The organism is Pseudomonas sp. NY15181 (assembly GCF_048068055.1).
Classification (GTDB): domain Bacteria; phylum Pseudomonadota; class Gammaproteobacteria; order Pseudomonadales; family Pseudomonadaceae; genus Pseudomonas.
Genome location: NZ_JBLUPT010000002.1, coordinates 327995 through 344443 on the forward strand (window position 1 = coordinate 327995; position 16449 = coordinate 344443).

At 66.4% G+C, this 16449-nt stretch carries 17 protein-coding genes; 14 read left to right on the top strand and 3 right to left on the bottom strand.

Annotated elements, in window-relative coordinates; all coding sequences use genetic code 11:
- Positions 1 to 351 precede the first annotated feature (351 nt).
- Entirely contained in the window at positions 352 to 1287 is a 936-nt protein-coding gene (locus ACNFBT_RS06980; RefSeq protein WP_416747749.1) for a zinc ABC transporter substrate-binding protein, read from the bottom strand.
- A 71-nt stretch (positions 1288 to 1358) separates the two neighbouring features.
- On the opposite strand from ACNFBT_RS06980, the gene zur reads away from it, so the two are divergent.
- The 14 genes from zur (at position 1359) to cls (ending at position 13786) form a co-directional block, all read left to right on the top strand.
- Positions 1359 to 1865 carry a zinc uptake transcriptional repressor Zur gene (zur, locus tag ACNFBT_RS06985; protein ID WP_416747751.1) on the top strand — a complete coding sequence of 169 codons (507 nt, stop codon included), beginning with the start codon at positions 1359 to 1361 and terminating at the stop codon, positions 1863 to 1865.
- Positions 1865 to 2665, top strand: coding sequence for a zinc ABC transporter ATP-binding protein ZnuC (gene znuC, locus ACNFBT_RS06990; protein ID WP_416747753.1), 801 nt, complete (start codon positions 1865 to 1867; stop codon positions 2663 to 2665). The genes zur and znuC overlap by 1 nt, the downstream gene beginning before the upstream one ends.
- Positions 2658 to 3446, top strand: a complete 789-nt coding sequence (znuB, locus tag ACNFBT_RS06995) for a zinc ABC transporter permease subunit ZnuB (RefSeq protein WP_416747754.1) — start codon at positions 2658 to 2660, stop codon at positions 3444 to 3446. Before znuC ends, znuB begins: the two co-directional genes overlap by 8 nt.
- Before the next feature lie 37 nt (positions 3447 to 3483).
- Positions 3484 to 3870 (top strand): hypothetical protein, encoded by a 387-nt coding sequence (locus ACNFBT_RS07000; protein ID WP_416747756.1) that lies wholly within the window; start codon positions 3484 to 3486, stop codon positions 3868 to 3870.
- 195 nt (positions 3871 to 4065) lie between these two features.
- Positions 4066 to 5076, top strand: a complete 1011-nt coding sequence (locus tag ACNFBT_RS07005; protein WP_416747758.1) for a methionine ABC transporter ATP-binding protein — start codon at positions 4066 to 4068, stop codon at positions 5074 to 5076.
- Positions 5073 to 5738, top strand: coding sequence for a methionine ABC transporter permease (locus ACNFBT_RS07010; protein ID WP_416747760.1), 666 nt, complete (start codon positions 5073 to 5075; stop codon positions 5736 to 5738). The genes ACNFBT_RS07005 and ACNFBT_RS07010 overlap by 4 nt, the downstream gene beginning before the upstream one ends.
- Positions 5739 to 5780: 42 nt before the next feature.
- Positions 5781 to 6563: a MetQ/NlpA family ABC transporter substrate-binding protein gene (locus ACNFBT_RS07015; RefSeq protein WP_416747762.1), complete on the top strand. Its 783-nt coding sequence runs from the start codon at positions 5781 to 5783 to the stop codon at positions 6561 to 6563.
- A 419-nt stretch (positions 6564 to 6982) separates the two neighbouring features.
- On the top strand, positions 6983 to 7795 hold the full coding sequence (locus ACNFBT_RS07020; RefSeq protein WP_416747764.1) for an energy transducer TonB: 813 nt from the start codon (positions 6983 to 6985) through the stop codon (positions 7793 to 7795).
- Between the two features lie 49 nt (positions 7796 to 7844).
- On the top strand, positions 7845 to 8561 hold the full coding sequence (locus ACNFBT_RS07025; RefSeq protein WP_416747766.1) for a MotA/TolQ/ExbB proton channel family protein: 717 nt from the start codon (positions 7845 to 7847) through the stop codon (positions 8559 to 8561).
- A gap of 1 nt (position 8562) precedes the next feature.
- Positions 8563 to 8964, top strand: coding sequence for an ExbD/TolR family protein (locus ACNFBT_RS07030; protein WP_275609608.1), 402 nt, complete (start codon positions 8563 to 8565; stop codon positions 8962 to 8964).
- A 490-nt stretch (positions 8965 to 9454) separates the two neighbouring features.
- A complete protein-coding gene (locus ACNFBT_RS07035; RefSeq protein ID WP_416747769.1) occupies positions 9455 to 10108 on the top strand; it encodes a gamma-glutamylcyclotransferase in 654 nt (217 codons plus the stop codon).
- A 118-nt stretch (positions 10109 to 10226) separates the two neighbouring features.
- Positions 10227 to 10808 (top strand): alpha/beta hydrolase, encoded by a 582-nt coding sequence (locus ACNFBT_RS07040; protein WP_416747771.1) that lies wholly within the window; start codon positions 10227 to 10229, stop codon positions 10806 to 10808.
- Between the two features lie 104 nt (positions 10809 to 10912).
- Positions 10913 to 12310, top strand: coding sequence for an amidase (locus ACNFBT_RS07045; protein ID WP_416747773.1), 1398 nt, complete (start codon positions 10913 to 10915; stop codon positions 12308 to 12310).
- Between the two features lie 42 nt (positions 12311 to 12352).
- Positions 12353 to 13786, top strand: coding sequence for a cardiolipin synthase (gene cls, locus ACNFBT_RS07050; protein ID WP_416747775.1), 1434 nt, complete (start codon positions 12353 to 12355; stop codon positions 13784 to 13786).
- A gap of 285 nt (positions 13787 to 14071) precedes the next feature.
- Here cls and ahpF read toward each other — a convergent pair whose 3' ends face one another.
- Both ahpF and ahpC read right to left on the bottom strand, forming a co-directional pair.
- Complete coding sequence (gene ahpF, locus ACNFBT_RS07055) at positions 14072 to 15637, bottom strand: alkyl hydroperoxide reductase subunit F (RefSeq protein ID WP_416747777.1); 1566 nt, start codon at positions 15635 to 15637, stop codon at positions 14072 to 14074.
- Positions 15638 to 15839: 202 nt separating this feature from the next.
- Entirely contained in the window at positions 15840 to 16403 is a 564-nt protein-coding gene (ahpC, locus tag ACNFBT_RS07060; RefSeq protein WP_416747779.1) for an alkyl hydroperoxide reductase subunit C, read from the bottom strand.
- Between the last annotated feature and the right edge of the window lie 46 nt (positions 16404 to 16449).

Below are 16449 nucleotides of genomic sequence, written 5' to 3' on the forward strand. Positions count from 1 at the left end.
CCCATAAAGACACACAATAGACGGTTGGACGGCGGCGGCCGTGCCGGGTCCGGAATTCCAGACGATCGGCAGGATTGGGAGGCGGGAGGAAGCGGTGTTCGAAGGGGGCAGGTGCGACCATCAGGCGCGGGGAATGCGCCCGTAGGAGCGGACCTTGTCCGCGATGTTTTTCCGGACGCGGGTTCCGCGGCGGCTTACGAAGCGCCCCTCACCCCAGCCCTCTCCCATTGGGAGAGGGCTGGGGTGAGGGGAAAGCCCCGGCAGAGGAATTTCCCTGAGCGTAGGGCGCATAAAGCGGAACGCTTTATCCGCCACCCGCCGCGAGGCGTTATTCGCCCTGCGAGCGTATGTTCAGAGCTTCTCCAGACACCCCGCAAACTCACCCGCGAGGTTACCCAGCAGGTTCTCGTAACCCTGGGCATCCACCTTCACGCCAACCCCCAGGTCATCCAGTTCGGCCAGACGCACCGGCAGCCCCTGGCTGAGGGAATCGGCCAGACGCGGACGAATCGGCGGCTCGCTGAAGATGCAGGAAGGCCCGGCCTTCTGCAGTTGCGCACGCATGGATGCCACATGCCGCGCACCCGGCTGCACATCGGCGGACACAGCGAACACCCCGGTGTGGCGCAGGCCGTAGGCCTCCTCGAAGTAATCGAAAGCCTCGTGAAAGACGAAGAACGGCTTGCCCTTGAGCGGATCGATGCGCTGCTTCAGGCGCGCATCGAGCGTCTCCATGCGCTCGTCGAAGGCCTTCAGGTTGGCCTGGTAGCGGCTGGCGTTGGCGGGGTCGGCGATGGCCAGGTCTTCAGCCATGCGCGCGGCGATCACCTGGGCGTTGGCCGGCAGCAGCCAGAGGTGGGCATCAATCATGCCGGGGCGGTGATCGTGGTCGTGGCCCAGATCACCATCGTCGTCATGGTCCGGATGGTTCGACTCGCTGAAGTCGGCGAACTTGCGCAGGTGCATGCCGGCCTGGTCCTGCACGGCCACGCTCGGGCCCTTGCGGCTCTCGAGCACCTTGGGCAGGAAGTTCTCCAGGTCCGGGCCGACCCAGTAGAACAACTGCGCGTCGCGCACGCGGCGGATATCGGACGGGCGCAACGAGTAGCTGTGCGGCGAGGCGCCTGGAGGCAGCAGCACATCCGGCGTGCCTTCGCCGTCCTGGATGGCAGCGGCGATCAGTTGCAGCGGCTTGATGCTGGTCAGCACGCTGACCTCGGCGCGGGCGGGGAGGCTGAGCAGCAGGCTGCAGCAGGCGATCAGCAGAGCGGCGGGACGGAAGGACACGGCGGCACTCACACAGGGGGGAAATGAAAGAGTAATATAATAACGTCTCTACACAAGAGCGTCGCCGCCGCATGTACAAGATCGCCCCCAAGACTCCCCTCGCCTGCCGTCCGCATGACCACGCCAACTGCGTGGCCAGCGCCCTGGCCGACGCCGATGCGCTGTGCTCGCGCCAGGGCGTGCGCCTGACCGAACTGCGCCGGCGCGTGCTGGAGCTGGTCTGGGCGAGCCACAAGCCGCTGGGCGCCTACGACATCCTCGCCGTACTGAGCGAGGAAGACGGCCGCAAGGCGGCGCCGCCGACTGTCTATCGCGCCCTGGACTTCCTCCTGGAGAACGGTCTGGTGCACCGCATCGCCTCGCTCAACGCCTTCATCGGCTGCGCCCACCCGGAACACGCCCACGAAGGCCAGTTCCTGATCTGCCGCGCCTGCCACACCGCCATCGAGCTGGAGCAGCCGGCCATCAGCGAGGCCATCATCGCCGGCGCCAAGGGCGTCGGCTTCGCGGTGGAAACCCAGACCGTCGAAGTCGTCGGCCTCTGCGGTGCCTGCGCCCCCGGCAAGCGGGAGGCCTGATGAGCGACGCCCTGATCCGCCTGCAAGGCGTCGGCGTCAGCTACGCCGGCCAAGCGGTGCTGCAGAACGTCGACCTGACCATCGACCCCGGCGAGATCGTCACCCTGATCGGCCCCAACGGCGCCGGCAAGACGACCCTGGTACGCAGCGTACTCGGCCTGCTCAAGCCCGACAGCGGCAGCGTCTGGCGCCAGCCGAAGCTGTCCATCGGCTACATGCCGCAGAAGCTCCACGTCGACCCGACCCTGCCGCTCACCGTACTGCGCTTCCTGCGCCTGGTGCCCGGCGTGCAACGCTCCCACGCGCTGGAGGCACTGAAGGAAGTCGGCGCGGCCCATGTCATCGACAAGCCGCTGCAGAGCGTTTCCGGCGGCGAACTGCAGCGCGTGCTGCTGGCCCGCGCCCTGCTGCGCAAGCCTGAACTGCTGGTGCTCGACGAACCCGTGCAGGGCGTCGACGTCGCCGGCCAGGCCGAGCTTTACCGCCTGATCGGCCGCCTGCGCGACCGCCTCGGCTGCGGCGTGCTGATGGTCTCCCACGACCTGCACCTGGTGATGAGCGCCACCGACAAGGTGGTCTGCCTGAACCGACACGTGTGCTGCTCCGGGCACCCGGAACAGGTCAGCGGCGACCCCGCCTTCGTCGAGCTGTTCGGCCAGGACGCCCGCAGCCTGGCGGTCTATCACCACCACCACGACCACTCCCACGACCTGCACGGCGAGGTGGTGAAACCCGCCTTCCCCGCCGGCACGCGCTTCACTCCGGTCCACCAGCACGGCCCCGACTGCAACCATGGCTGACTTCCTGCTCAACGCCCTCCTCGCCGGGCTGGCCCTGGCGCTGGTCGCCGGGCCCCTGGGTTCGTTCGTCGTCTGGCGACGCATGGCCTATTTCGGCGACACCCTCTCCCACGCCGCGCTGCTGGGTGTCGCCCTCGGCTTCCTGCTGGATGTCAGCCCGACGCTGGCGGTGACCGTCGGCTGCGTGCTGCTCGCCGTGCTGCTGGTCACCCTGCAGCAACGCCAGCCGCTGGCCGCCGACACCCTGCTGGGCATCCTCGCCCACAGCACGCTGTCGCTGGGCCTGGTGACCCTGAGCTTCATGAAGGAAGTGCGCGTCGACCTGATGGCCTACCTGTTCGGCGATCTGCTCGCCGTCAGCCAGACCGACCTGCTGTGGATAGTCGCCGGCAGCGCCCTGGTGCTGGGGCTGATCTGCTGGCTGTGGCGCCCGCTGCTGGCGATCACCGTGCACGAGGAACTGGCGCGGGTCGAAGGCCTGCCGGTCACCGCCATCCGCCTGGCGCTGATGCTGCTGATCGCCATCGTCATCGCCGTGGCCATGAAGATCGTCGGCGTGCTGCTGATCACGTCCCTGCTGATCATCCCCGCCGCCGCCGCCCAACGGCATGCGCGGAGCCCTGAACAAATGGCCTTCGGTGCGAGTCTGATCGGCCTGGTGGCGGTGTGCGCCGGGCTCTCGTTGTCCTGGTTCAAGGACACCCCCGCCGGTCCCTCCATCGTGGTCTGCGCGGCGGCCCTGTTCCTGCTGAGTTTTGTCCTGCCGCGCCGGACGGTGTAGAATTTGGTGATTTTTTGATCAAAAGAGACCCTGTCGCATGAAGTCGTTCGTCATCCGCCTGTTCTCGCTGATAGCCCTGGCGCTGGCCCTTGCGGCCTGCCAGAGCACCGCGAGCAATCCGGCCAACAGCAGTGGCTTCGAAACCGAACTGGCCGCCGGCCGTCTGGAATCCGCGCAGCTCAAGCTCGGCTCCGAGCAGGAGACTGCCACCCAGCTCACCGAACGCCGCCAGCGCCTGGCCGACGCCTACCTCGAGCGCAGCCGCAAGGCGCTGCAGAATGGCGACGTCAACGGCGCCAGCGCGAACCTGACCCGCGCCCGCTCGCTGATGCCGCGCGCCCCCGGCGTCGCCGCCGACGTGAGCGGCCTGCAGAAGCCCGCTGTGCCGGTTACCCCGGCCGTCCAGCCGAACTGCGCGCCGTAAGGCCCCCCGGGCGCCCGCTCGCGGCGCCCTTTATTCCCTTTTGTTCTGCCCTTATCTGAACAAAGATTAATCAGCCATAAAAAAGCAGGTTAAAATGCGCGGTTTTGGCTGACCGCCTACGCTCGTTGCCAGCGCTCGTTCATAAAACAGCCCAGGCATCGGGCAGCGTCTCCTCGTACCCACAAGGTTCGCTAAGTGATCGAATTCCACGACGTCCACAAGACCTATCGCGTCGCCGGACGCGATATCCCGGCCCTGCAGCCGACCCGCCTGACCATCGAGGGCGGCCAGGTCTTCGGCCTGATCGGCCATTCCGGCGCCGGTAAAAGCACCCTGCTGCGTCTGATCAACCGCCTGGAAGAGCCCAGCGGCGGGCGCATCGTCATCGACGGCGAAGACATCACCGCCCTGGACGCCGACGGCCTGCGCCGCTTCCGCCAGCGCGTCGGGATGATCTTCCAGCACTTCAACCTGCTGGCCTCCAAGACCGTCGCCGACAACATCGCCATGCCGATGAAGCTCGCCGGCACCTACAGCGCCGCCGAAATCACCGCGCGGGTGGACGAACTGCTCCAGCGCGTCGGCCTCAAGGACCACGCCCGCAAGTACCCGGCGCAGCTCTCCGGCGGCCAGAAGCAGCGCGTCGGCATCGCCCGCGCGCTGGCCTGCCGGCCGACCATCCTGCTCTGCGACGAGGCCACCAGCGCCCTCGACCCGCAGACCACCGGCCAGGTCCTGCAACTGCTGGCGGAGATCAACCGCGAGCTGAAGCTGACCATCGTCCTGATCACCCACGAGATGGACGTGATCCGCCGCGTCTGCGACCAGGTGGCGGTGATGGACGCCGGCCGCATCGTCGAGCAAGGCGACGTCGCCGACGTGTTCCTGCATCCGCAGCACGACACCACCCGCCGCTTCGTCTTCGAAGCCGAGCGCGTGGACGAGGATGAGCAGCACGATGACTTCGCCCACGTGCCGGGCCGCATCCTGCGCCTGACCTTCCGTGGCGAGGCGACCTATGCGCCGCTGCTGGGCACCGTCGCGCGCCAGACCGGCGTGGACTACAGCATCCTCGCGGGCCGTATCGACCGCATCAAGGACCAGCCCTACGGCCAGCTCACCCTGTCCCTGGTGGGCGGTGACATCGAGGCCGCCATGGCGCAGCTGAACGCCGCCGAAGTCCACGTCGAGGTGCTGCGCGCATGAATGAGTTCTTCTCCAATATCGACTGGTCCGAGATCCTCCAGGCCAGCATCGACACCTTCTGGATGCTCGGCGGTTCGCTGCTGTTCACCATCATCCTGGGCCTGCCGCTGGGCGTGCTGCTGTTCCTCACCGGGCCCAAGCAGATGTTCGAGAACCGCGCGGTCTACGCACTGCTGTCCTTCGTGGTGAACGTGCTGCGCTCGCTGCCGTTCATCATCCTGCTGATCGTGATGATCCCCTTCACCGTGCTGATCACCGGCACTTCGCTGGGCGTCGCCGGGGCCATCCCGCCGCTGGTGGTGGGCGCCACGCCGTTCTTCGCGCGCCTGGTGGAAACCGCGCTGCGCGAGGTGGACAAGGGCATCATCGAGGCCACCCAGGCGATGGGCGCCAGCACCCGCCAGATCATCTGGAACGCCCTGCTGCCCGAAGCCCGTCCGGGCATCATCGCCGCCATCACCGTCACCGCCATCACCCTGGTGTCCTACACCGCGATGGCTGGCGTGGTGGGCGCTGGCGGCCTGGGCGACCTGGCCATCCGCTTCGGCTACCAGCGCTTCCAGACCGACGTCATGGTAGTCACCGTGGTGATGCTGCTGGTGCTCGTACAGATTCTCCAGACCGTCGGCGACAAGCTGGTGGTCCACTTCTCCCGCAAGTAACCGTACGGCCCGCCGGATGCGGGCTTTTCTCAGGAGCCAACAATGAAAAAACTGCTCGCCGCTTTCGCCGCCGCCGCAGCCATCTCCGCCCCGCTGGCCCAGGCCGCCGACACGCTGACCGTCGCCGCCACCCCGGTGCCGCACGCCGAGATCCTCAACTTCGTCAAACCCATGCTGGCCAAAGAAGGCGTAGAGCTGAAGGTCAAGGAATTCACCGACTACGTGCAGCCCAACACCCAGGTCGCCGAGAAGCGCCTGGACGCCAACTTCTTCCAGCACCAGCCGTACCTGGATGAGTTCAACAAGACCAAGGGCACCCACCTGGTGGCCGTGACCGGCGTGCACATCGAGCCGCTGGGCGCCTACTCCACCAAGCACAAGAAGCTCGACGAGCTGCCGGCCGGCGCCACCGTGGTCATCCCCAACGACGCCACCAACGGCGGTCGCGCCCTGCTGCTGCTGGACAAGGCCGGCGTGATCAAGCTGAAAGACAACAAGTCCATCACCGCCACCCCGAAGGACATCGTCGAGAACCCGAAGAACATCAAGGTGCGTGAGCTGGAAGCGGCCACCCTGCCGCGCGTGCTGACCCAGGTCGACCTCGCCCTGATCAATACCAACTACGCCCTGGAAGCCAAGCTGAACCCGACCAAGGACGCCCTGGCCATCGAAGGTTCCGACTCGCCCTACGTGAACATCCTGGTTGCCCGCCCGGACAACAAGGACGCAGCCGCCATGCAGAAGCTGGCCGCCGCCCTGCACAGCCCAGAGGTGAAGCAGTTCATCCTCGAGAAGTACAAGGGCGCCGTGGTTCCGGCGTTCTGATCGCCGCGAAGCTGACGCTCGAAAAAAGCCCGGTCATTGGACCGGGCTTTTTCGTTTCCGGGAGGTGCTTTTGTTCTTTGTAGGAGCGAGCTTGCTCGCGAACAATGTTTGCCGGTCGCGCCGGAACTGGGCGGGTTCGCGAGCAAGCTCGCTCCTATAGGAAAGCTCTACCCCGCAGTTCTGAGCCGTTATTCACCAACCTTCCCCGCATATTTTCCATGCAGCAAAGGCATCGGTTTTTAGCCACTTCCCGCAATCCCGCGCACGGCGTGGCCTGCAGCGATGTAGCCGAAACACATAGTCCTGAAAGTTATTTAAATAACAAAAATAATCACTTCAAGAGCTAAGACGCTCCGTCAATCATGCAAGTCCGTTCCAAGCGCGACGCAGAGCCGCGCAGACCTGCAAGGAGATCGTTCATGGCTCAACCCCAGCATGCCCTCGCGCCGGATGCCTTCCTGCGCCACGTGCCCGGCGGCGACCTGGTCGATCTGGGCCGCCCGCTGCGCCACGCGCTGGAGCTGGGCCGCCACGTACCGGCGAAGGCCCGCACGCTCGGCCGCCGTGAAGCGGTGCTGCTCGGCCTGTTCGCCCTGACGCTGCACGGCGCGGTGATCTACTGGCTGAGCCAGCAGCCCACGCCGAAGCTGCCGGAGGTACCGCCTCAGGTGCCACCGATGACCATCGAATTCACCGCGCCGACGCCGCCCGTGGTCGAACCGCCGCCGCCCGAGCCGATTCCCGAGCCCGTGGTGCAGGAGCCGCCGCCCCCGGTGGTGGACGAGAACGCGGTTAAACCGCCGCCTAAGCCGATCCCAAAACCCAAGCCGAAACCGGTCGCCAAGCCCAAGCCCGTGCCCAAGCCGGTCGAGCAGCCCGCGCCGCCGAAAGCCGAGACTCCGCCGCCGCAACCGGCTCCGCCCGCCCCGGCGGCACCGGCTCCGGCCCCGCTGACGCCGCCCTCGGCCAGCGCCGGTTACCTGAAGAACCCGGCGCCGGAATACCCGCCATTGGCCCAGCGCCGTGGCTGGGAAGGCACCGTGCTGCTGCGCGTACACGTTCTCGCCAGCGGCAGCCCGAGCGAGATCCAGGTGCAGAAGAGCAGCGGCCGCGACGCCCTGGACGACGCCGCGGTGCGTGCGGTGAAACGCTGGAGCTTCGTCCCCGCCAAGCGCGGCGACGTAGCCCAGGACGGCTGGGTCAGCGTGCCCATCGATTTCAAATTGCATTGATTCCATTTGCCCAGATCAGCCGCACGAGAATCGCGGAAGGAGAACACCCATGAGTCTGCCCCTGAACCCCCTGGAATCCGTCGAAGGCGCAGTCATCTGGCTGCTGGTCGGCTTCTCCGTCGTCACCTGGGCGCTGGCCCTGGTGAAAGGCGTCCAGTTCACCCGCCAGAAGTCCCAGGACAAGCGCTTCCAGAAGCAGTTCTGGAGCGCCACCAGCCTCGAATCCGCCGGTGACCAGGCCGCCGGCAAGCCCGGCGCCGGCGCCCGCGTGGCCCAGGCTGGCTTCGCCGCCATCCAGGTGCAGGACCACGGCCAGCCGGACCTGGCCCAGTCGATCAACCACCAGGACCGTCTCGAACGCGCCCTGCGCCAGCAGATCCAGCGTGAGCGCCGCTCCCTGGAATCGGGCCTGGCGGTGCTCGCCTCGATCGGCTCGACCTCGCCCTTCATCGGCCTGTTCGGCACCGTGTGGGGCATCATGGAAGCGCTCAAGGGCATCAGCGCGGCCGGCTCGGCGAGCCTTGAAACCGTCGCCGGCCCCATCGGCAGCGCGCTGATCGCCACCGGCGTGGGTATCGCCGTCGCCGTGCCGGCGGTGCTGGTCTACAACTACTTCCTCCGCCGCCTGAAGCTCACCGCGGCTGACCTCGACGACTTCGCCCACGACTTCTACAGCCTCGCGCAGAAGAGCGCCTTCCGCGTCGTCACCCTGCCCACCGCCGCGCGCAAACCCAGCACCGGCGCCAATGTGAAGGAGGCGAGCTGACATGGCCTTCTCGACCCAGGACAGCGACGAGGTTCTCTCCGAGATCAACGTGACCCCGCTGGTGGACGTGATGCTGGTGCTGCTGGTGGTGTTCATCGTCACCGCGCCGCTCTTGACCAACGCCATCCCGATCAACCTGCCCAAGACCGAGGCGGTCGCCCCGCCGGAGCAGAAGGACCCGCTGGTGGTGAGCATCGACGGTGCCGGCAAGTGGTTCATCAACAAGGACGAAATCCAGCCGGACCTGCTGCAGAGCAATCTGGCGGCAGCCAAGGCGAAAGATGCCGAACTGCGCGTACAACTGCAGGCAGACGAAGGGGTGAACTACGGCCAGGTGGCCAAGGCCATGGCCTCCATCGAGAAGGCCGGGATCACCAAGCTGGCGGTCATTACTGCACGTTGAGGAGGCTGTAAAACCCTTGAAATAGAGCGGGCGTACAACGGGACTTCCACAACGCACCAAGCTTCAAGGTCGCTCACCCATTACTCAGGCAGGGGTGAGCGGCCTTTTTTTATTCCTCTCTGGCGCCCACCTTTAGGAGCAACTGTCTTCTTCTGAGAAGTCTGTGCCAGCCCATGCCCTCACCCCAACCCTCTCCCAGAGGGAGAGGGGGCGGATCGTGCCGTCTGACGCCGTGGTTTCATCCTGCACCGAACGGTTCCCTCTCCCGCTTGCGGGAGAGGGTTAGGGTGAGGGGCTTTTGATCTCGCAGGAGCGGGCTATGCCTGCGATCCGCACCCATGGGGTGCTCCTACAGGCGAGCTCCGGCATGTTCTCCCCCGCCGTTCGTCGTCATCTCCGCTCCGGCAATATCCCTTTACCCATCAGGGCCTTCCGCGCCTCGCGCGCTTACACTAAGTTGATGACAGTCTGGAGACCTGAGGAGTACCGCATGACATCGTCTCCCGCCCTGGATGGCCCGTTCTACCCACCGACACTGGGGGTGCCGGAACGTTTCACACCACAGCAACTGCGCGCCTCGCTCGATATCACCATGGGCGAACATGGCGCCGGTCCCGTGTGGCTGTTCGCCTACGGCTCGCTGATCTGGCGGCCGGAGTTCCCGGTGGCCGAGGCCCGCCGCGCGCGGGTGCACGGCTACCATCGCGGTCTCTACCTGTGGTCCCTCACCCACCGAGGCACGCCGGAAGCACCGGGCCTGGTGCTCGGCCTCGACCGGGGCGGCTCCTGCTCCGGATTCGCCTTCCGCCTCCCAGAAGAAAACCTCGACGCCAACCTCTACGCACTCTGGGAACGGGAGATGCCCTACGCCTCCTACCGCCCGGAGTGGCTGAGCTGCCGCCTGGACGACGGCAGCCGCGTGCGCGCCCTGGGCTTCGTCCTCGAACGCCACCTGCCCACTTACGCCGGCTCCCTGCCCGACAGCATCTTCCAGCACGTGCTCGACAGCGCCCAGGGCCATTTCGGCACCACCCGTGACTACGTCGAGCAGACCGCCAAGGCGCTGCGTGACTACGCCATGCCCGACCTCAACCTGGAAGGCATCCTGGCGCGCTGCTGCCCGTTGGGCCGGGCGCAGGAATAAGCGCTTATAGCGATTCGTTTATCTTAAATATTGCATAAGCAAAGAATTTCTTATTCCTTAACGAATATTAAAACCCTCCCTAGAATGCCTTCTTATGACGATTCGAGAGGGCCGCTCCATGCGCAACGAACGCATCCGCTACCTGATCGTGCCCGGCTGGCACGGGTCCGAGGACGCCCATTGGCAAAGCCACTGGCAGCGCGCCCTGCCCAACGCCACGCGGGTGCAGCAGCGCGACTGGATCAATCCGCAGCGCGCCGACTGGATCGCCGAACTGGACCGCGAGATTCGCCGCGAACCGGGCCGCGTGGTGCTGATCGCCCACAGCCTGGGCTGCGTCACCGTCGCCGCCTGGGCCGCCCGCGCCGACCGCCGCGTCCTGGCACAGGTGTCCGGCGCCCTGCTGGTGGCGCCAGCGGACGTGGAACGGGAAACCTGCCACGCGGCGCTGCGCAACTTCGCGCCCATCGCCCGCGAGGCGCTGCCCTTCCCGGCCGTGCTGGTGGGCTCGGACAACGACGCGGCCTGCAGCCCCCAGCGCGCGCTGATACTGGGCCGCACCTGGGGCGCCGAGACGGTGATCCTGCCCAGTGCCGGGCACATCAACGTGAAATCCGGGCATGGCGCCTGGGAATCCGGCTACCGTCACCTGTATCGCCTGCAATACCTGATCGACCAGCAGTCGCGCCAGCGCGCCTGAACCCTGATGCAGGGCAGGGCAAGCGCAGTGCGACCGCCGCGCCTATCCCCTCCCGGCGTGGTTTCGGCTAGGGTGAGGCAATGCCGCCCCCGCCGGAGACCGCCATGCCACCGTTGCACGACCTGTCCGCCGTCGAACTGCTCGCCCTGTACCGCTCGCACCAGCTCTCGCCGGTGGAATACCTCAAACACCTGATCGCCCATATCGAGCGCTGGGAGCCGCAGCTCTGCGCGCTCTACGCCTTCGATCCGCAGCGCGCGCTGGAGCAGGCGCGGCGCTCCGAGGCGCGCTGGATACGCTGCGCCCCCTGCGGCGAACTGGATGGCGTGCCGGTGACCATCAAGGAACTGATCGCCACCACCGGCGACCCGATTCCCCTGGGCAGCGCCGCCACCCTGCTGCAACCGGCCAGCGCCGACGCGCCACCCGCCGCGCGGATGTTCGAGGCCGGCGCGATCCTGCTGGGCAAGACCACGGTACCGGACTACGGCATGCTCTCCTCCGGCCTCTCCAGCTTCCACAAGCTGGCGCGCAACCCCTGGGACCTGCGCATGAACCCGGGCGGCTCCAGTGCCGGCGCCGCCTCGGCGGCCGCGGCGGGCTACGGGCCGCTGCACATCGGCACCGACATCGGCGGCTCGGTGCGCCTGCCCGCCGGCTGGTGCGGCCTGGTGGGCTTCAAGCCGAGCCTCGGGCGCATTCCCATCGACCCTTACTACACCGGGCGTTGTGCCGGGCCGATGACCCGCACTCTGGACGATGCGGCGCTGATGATGCAGCACCTGTCCCGTCCCGACTGGCGCGACGCCACCGCGCTGCCACCGGCCGACCTCGACTGGCACATCCAGCCCGCCGACGTGCGCGGCCTGCGCATCGGCCTGCAACTCGACCCCGGCTGCGGTCTGCAACCCGAACCCGAAGTACGCGCCGCCGTGGAGGCCGCCGCACGGCGCTTCGCCGAGGCCGGCGCGGAGATCATCGAGGTGCGGCCGATCCTCGACCGCGAGTTGCTGGAGGGGCTGGACCAGTTCTGGCGCGCACGCCTCTGGGCCGAGCTGGAAAACCTCCCGCCCGAGCGCCAGGCCAGGGTGCTGCCTTATATCTACCAATGGGCCGAAGGCGGCGCATCGGTCTCCGGTGCCGACGCCGTGCGCGGCTTCAACTGCACCTTCGAGATGCGCAAGCGTGCCGCCGAGCAGTTCCACGGCATCGACTTCCTGCTCTCGCCGACCAACCAGGTGGCCGCCTTCCCGGCCGAGTTCGCCTCGCCCACCAACGACCCGGCGCGGCCCTTCGAGCACATCGGCTTCACCGTGCCGTGGAACATGACCGAGCAGCCGGCACTCTCGATCAACTGCGATTTCACCGCAGAGGGCATGCCCATAGGCCTGCAGATCGTCGGCCCGCGCTTCGCCGACGTCGAGGTGCTGCGCCTGGGCAAGGCCTGGGAACGCTGGCGCGGCCCCGTGCCGCATTGGCCGCAGCCACCGGGCAGCAACTAAGCTCAGGACTCACGCCGACCACAAGGACTCGATCGCGCGCCCATGCAGTATTCCTCCTACATCGCCCACTTCCTGGTGCTGATCCAGCTCCTGGGCATCGTCGCCGCGGTACACGCCGTACTCACCGTGCGCACCGCCCAGGGCGCCATCGCCTGGGCCACCTCGCTGGTGTTCATGCCGCTGCTGACCCTGCTGCCCTACCTGGTGTTCGGCCGCAGCCGCTTCGACGCCTACATCGGTGCGCGGCGCCAGGCCAACGAAGAGATGCATGTGGCCGCCGCCGAGCTGGACTGGCGACCCTGGGTCGAGGAAGCCCTGGCGGCGCGCCAGTACGACGGCTACAAGGGGCTCAAGGCCATGGTCGGACTGGCGCGCATGCCGACCCTGGCGAACAACCACGTACGCCTGCTGGTGAACGGCAAGGCGTCGTTCGAGGCCATGTTCGAGGCCATCTCCGCGGCGAAGAAGGTCGTGCTGGTGCAGTTCTTCATCATCCGCGACGACGCCCTCGGCCAGCGCCTGGCGCAACTGCTGCTGGAGCGCGCGGCCAACGGCGTGGACGTCTTCCTGCTCTACGACGGCATCGGCAGCCATGCCCTACCCGGCCGCTACGTCGAGAAGCTGCGCAACGGCGGAGTGCAAGTGCATGCGTTCAGCACCGGCAGCGGGATGATCAACCGCTTCCAGGTGAACTTCCGCAACCACCGGAAGATCGTAGTGGTCGACGGCGTGCGCGGCTTCGTCGGCGGCCACAACGTCGGCGTCGAATACCTGGGCGAGAAACCGCCCCTGTCGCCCTGGCGCGACACCCACATCGAACTGCGCGGCCCGGCGGTGGCCTGCCTGCAGGAGTGCTTCGCCGAGGACTGGTACTGGGCCAGCCACACCCTGCCGACGCTGATCCTGCCCAAGGCCTATGAAGACTCGGGGATGCTCTGCCAGGTGGTGCCCAGCGGCCCGGCAGACCCGCAGGAGACCTGCTCGCTGTTCTTCGTTGAGGCGATCAACGCGGCGGTGGAACGCATCTGGATCACCACGCCGTACTTCGTGCCCGACGAGGCGGTGGCCGCCGCGTTGCGCCTGGCGGTGCTGCGCGGGGTGGACGTGCGCATCCTGCTGCCGTCGCGCCCCGACCACAAGACGGTGTACGCCGCCTCCAGCCTGTACGCGCTCGACGCCGTGCGCGCCGGTTTGCGCATCTTCCGCTACCAGCCCGGATTCCTGCACCAGAAGGTGGTGCTGATCGACCACGACACAGCGGCGGTGGGCAGCGCCAACCTGGACAACCGCTCGTTCCGCCTGAACTTCGAGATCATGGTGGTGACCGTCGACGAAGGCTTCGCCCAGGAGGTGGAGCACATGCTGGAGGCGGACTTCGAACAATCGGTGGAGATGACCCTGGACGACCGCAAGCGCCTGCACCGGTTACAGCAGTTGGGGATGCGGGTGGCGCGGTTGGTGTCGCCGATACTCTGATCGATCGGTGCACCCCGTAGGAGCGCGCCATGCGCGCGATCGCGGGCATGGCCCGCTCCTACAAGGTCAGAAGCCCCTCACCCTAACCCTCTCCCAAAGGGAGAGGGGACTGGTCCGGCGCAGGATAAAACCACAGCATCAGCCGGCACACGCAGCTCCCTCTCCCTCTGGGAGAGGGCGGGGGTGAGGGTTAACCCGAGCACCATTTTCGACCGGTAAACGCCGCCCAAAAGAAAACGCCCGGCTCACTCTCGTGAGCCGGGCGTTTTTTCCAGCGTGAGCCTATCAGGCCGGCGCCGAACTACGGATCAGGTGATCGAAGGCCGACAGCGACGCCTTGGCGCCTTCACCCACCGCGATCACGATCTGCTTGTACGGCACCGTGGTCACGTCACCGGCGGCGAAGATGCCCGGCAGCGAAGTCTCGCCGCGTGCATCGACGATGATCTCGCCGCGCGGGTTCAGCTCGAGGGTGCCCTTGAGCCATTCGCTGTTGGGCAGCAGGCCGATCTGCACGAAGATGCCTTCCAGGTCGATGGACTTGAACTCTTCCGAGTTGCGGTCCTTGTAGACCAGGCCGGTGACCTTCTGGCCATCGCCTTTCACTTCGCTGGTCAGCGCGCTGGTGATCACGTCCACGTTGGGCAGGCTGAACAGCTTGCGTTGCAGCACGGCGTCGGCGCGCAGCTTGCTGTCGAACTCCAGCAGGGTCACGTGGCTGACGATACCGGCCAGATCGATGGCCGCTTCGACGCCGGAGTTACCGCCGCCGATCACCGCCACGCGCTTGCCTTTGAACAGCGGGCCGTCGCAGTGCGGGCAGAAGCACACGCCCTTGGCCTTGTATTCCTTCTCGCCCGGCACGCCCATTTCGCGCCAGCGGGCGCCGGTGGCCAGGATCACGGACTTGGCCTTCAGGCTGCCGCCGCCCTCGAACTGCACTTCGTGCAGGCCGCCGGCGGTCTTCGCCGGGATCAGCGCGCTGGCGCGCTGCAGGTTCATGATGTCGACGTCGTAGTGCTTGACGTGCTCTTCCAGCTGGCGAGCCAGTTTCGGGCCTTCGGTCTCGGTCACCGAGATGAAGTTCTCGATGGCCATGGTGTCCAGCACCTGGCCGCCGAAACGCTCGGCCGCAACGCCGGTGCGGATGCCTTTGCGAGCGGCATAGATGGCCGCAGCGGCGCCCGCCGGGCCACCGCCGACGACCAGTACGTCGAACTCTTCCTTGGCCGACAGCTTCTCGGCTTCGCGAGCCGCGGCACCGGTATCGATCTTGGCGAGGATCTCTTCCACGCCCATGCGGCCCTGGCCGAACACTTCACCGTTGAGGTAGATGCTCGGCACGGCCATCACCTGGCGGCGCTCGACTTCTTCCTGGAACAGCGCGCCGTCGATGGCGACGTGGCGGATGTTCGGGTTGAGCACGGCCATCAGGTTCAGCGCCTGCACCACGTCCGGGCAGTTCTGGCAGGACAGCGAGAAATAGGTTTCGAACTCGAACGAACCCTGGATGCCCTTGATCTGCTCGATCACGTCGGCTTCAAGCTTGGACGGGTGGCCGCCGACCTGCAGCAGCGCCAGCACCAGGGAGGTGAATTCGTGGCCCATGGGGATGCCGGCGAAAGCCAGGCCGATGTTCGCCCCGGGGCGGTTCAGCGAGAAGGACGGCTTGCGGGCGTCGCTGCCATCTTCGCGCAGGGTGATCTTGTCGGTCAGGCCGACGATTTCGTGCAGCAGTTCGCTCAGTTCGCGGGATTTTTCGCCGTCATCCAGGGACGCAACGATCTCGAACGGCTGCGTGACCCTTTCCAGGTAGGCCTTCAACTGAGTTTTAAGAGTGGCGTCCAACATGATCCGACTTCCTTTGAAATTTGGGCAAAAGGGTTCCCCGGCGCGCCATCAATTGGCCGCCCTACGCACGCTTTTGGCTTAGGTAGGGAGGATGCCGGTAGGCATCCTCGGGGTATTGCGTAAAACGGGTTGGGAAGCGTCGTGGGCGGACGCCCGGACGTTGCGCAGCAGGAACTGCCGCGCAACAGCTTCCCAGCCGTTTTTAGATCTTGCCGACCAGGTCCAGGGAAGGAGCCAGGGTCTTCTCGCCTTCTTTCCACTTGGCCGGGCAGACTTCGCCCGGGTGAGCGGCGGTGTACTGGGCAGCTTTCAGCTTGCGCAGGGTTTCGCCGACGTCACGAGCGATCTCGTTGGAGTGGATTTCGACGGTCTTGATCACGCCTTCCGGGTTGATCACGAAGGTGCCGCGCAGGGCCAGGCCTTCTTCCGGGATGTGCACGCCGAAAGCGTTGGTCAGCTGGTGGGTCGGGTCACCGATCAGCGGGAACTGAGCCTTGCCCACGGCCGGGGAGGTTTCGTGCCACACCTTGTGGGAGAAGTGGGTGTCGGTGGTAACGATGTAGACCTCGGTGCCAGCGTCACGGAAAGCAGCGTAGTTGTTGGCTGCGTCTTCGATCTCGGTCGGGCAGTTGAAGGTGAAGGCTGCCGGCATGAAGATCAGAACCGACCAGTGACCCTTGAGGGACTCTTCGGTGACTTCGATGAACTTGCCGTTGTGGAAAGCGTTGACCTTGAACGGTTGAACTTGGGTGTTGATCAGGTTCATTAGGCAATTCCTCGTAGAGAGTGGTCGTTTAATCGAGTGGGTCGAT

What these genes read in the sequence shown, in the direction of transcription:
- zur (WP_416747751.1), top strand. Translation starts at nt 1,359, where the DNA reads ATGTACAAGATCGCCCCCAAGACTCCCCTCGCCTGCCGTCCGCATGAC.
- ACNFBT_RS07040 (WP_416747771.1), top strand. Translation starts at nt 10,227, where the DNA reads ATGCGCAACGAACGCATCCGCTACCTGATCGTGCCCGGCTGGCACGGG.
- ACNFBT_RS07010 (WP_416747760.1), top strand. Translation starts at nt 5,073, where the DNA reads ATGAATGAGTTCTTCTCCAATATCGACTGGTCCGAGATCCTCCAGGCC.
- znuC (WP_416747753.1), top strand. Translation starts at nt 1,865, where the DNA reads ATGAGCGACGCCCTGATCCGCCTGCAAGGCGTCGGCGTCAGCTACGCC.
- cls (WP_416747775.1), top strand. Translation starts at nt 12,353, where the DNA reads ATGCAGTATTCCTCCTACATCGCCCACTTCCTGGTGCTGATCCAGCTC.
- ahpC (WP_416747779.1), bottom strand. Translation starts at nt 16,403, where the DNA reads ATGAACCTGATCAACACCCAAGTTCAACCGTTCAAGGTCAACGCTTTC.
- ahpF (WP_416747777.1), bottom strand. Translation starts at nt 15,637, where the DNA reads ATGTTGGACGCCACTCTTAAAACTCAGTTGAAGGCCTACCTGGAAAGG.
- ACNFBT_RS07020 (WP_416747764.1), top strand. Translation starts at nt 6,983, where the DNA reads ATGGCTCAACCCCAGCATGCCCTCGCGCCGGATGCCTTCCTGCGCCAC.
- ACNFBT_RS07045 (WP_416747773.1), top strand. Translation starts at nt 10,913, where the DNA reads ATGCCACCGTTGCACGACCTGTCCGCCGTCGAACTGCTCGCCCTGTAC.
- ACNFBT_RS07000 (WP_416747756.1), top strand. Translation starts at nt 3,484, where the DNA reads ATGAAGTCGTTCGTCATCCGCCTGTTCTCGCTGATAGCCCTGGCGCTG.
- ACNFBT_RS07025 (WP_416747766.1), top strand. Translation starts at nt 7,845, where the DNA reads ATGAGTCTGCCCCTGAACCCCCTGGAATCCGTCGAAGGCGCAGTCATC.
- ACNFBT_RS07035 (WP_416747769.1), top strand. Translation starts at nt 9,455, where the DNA reads ATGACATCGTCTCCCGCCCTGGATGGCCCGTTCTACCCACCGACACTG.
- ACNFBT_RS07030 (WP_275609608.1), top strand. Translation starts at nt 8,563, where the DNA reads ATGGCCTTCTCGACCCAGGACAGCGACGAGGTTCTCTCCGAGATCAAC.
- znuB (WP_416747754.1), top strand. Translation starts at nt 2,658, where the DNA reads ATGGCTGACTTCCTGCTCAACGCCCTCCTCGCCGGGCTGGCCCTGGCG.
- ACNFBT_RS07015 (WP_416747762.1), top strand. Translation starts at nt 5,781, where the DNA reads ATGAAAAAACTGCTCGCCGCTTTCGCCGCCGCCGCAGCCATCTCCGCC.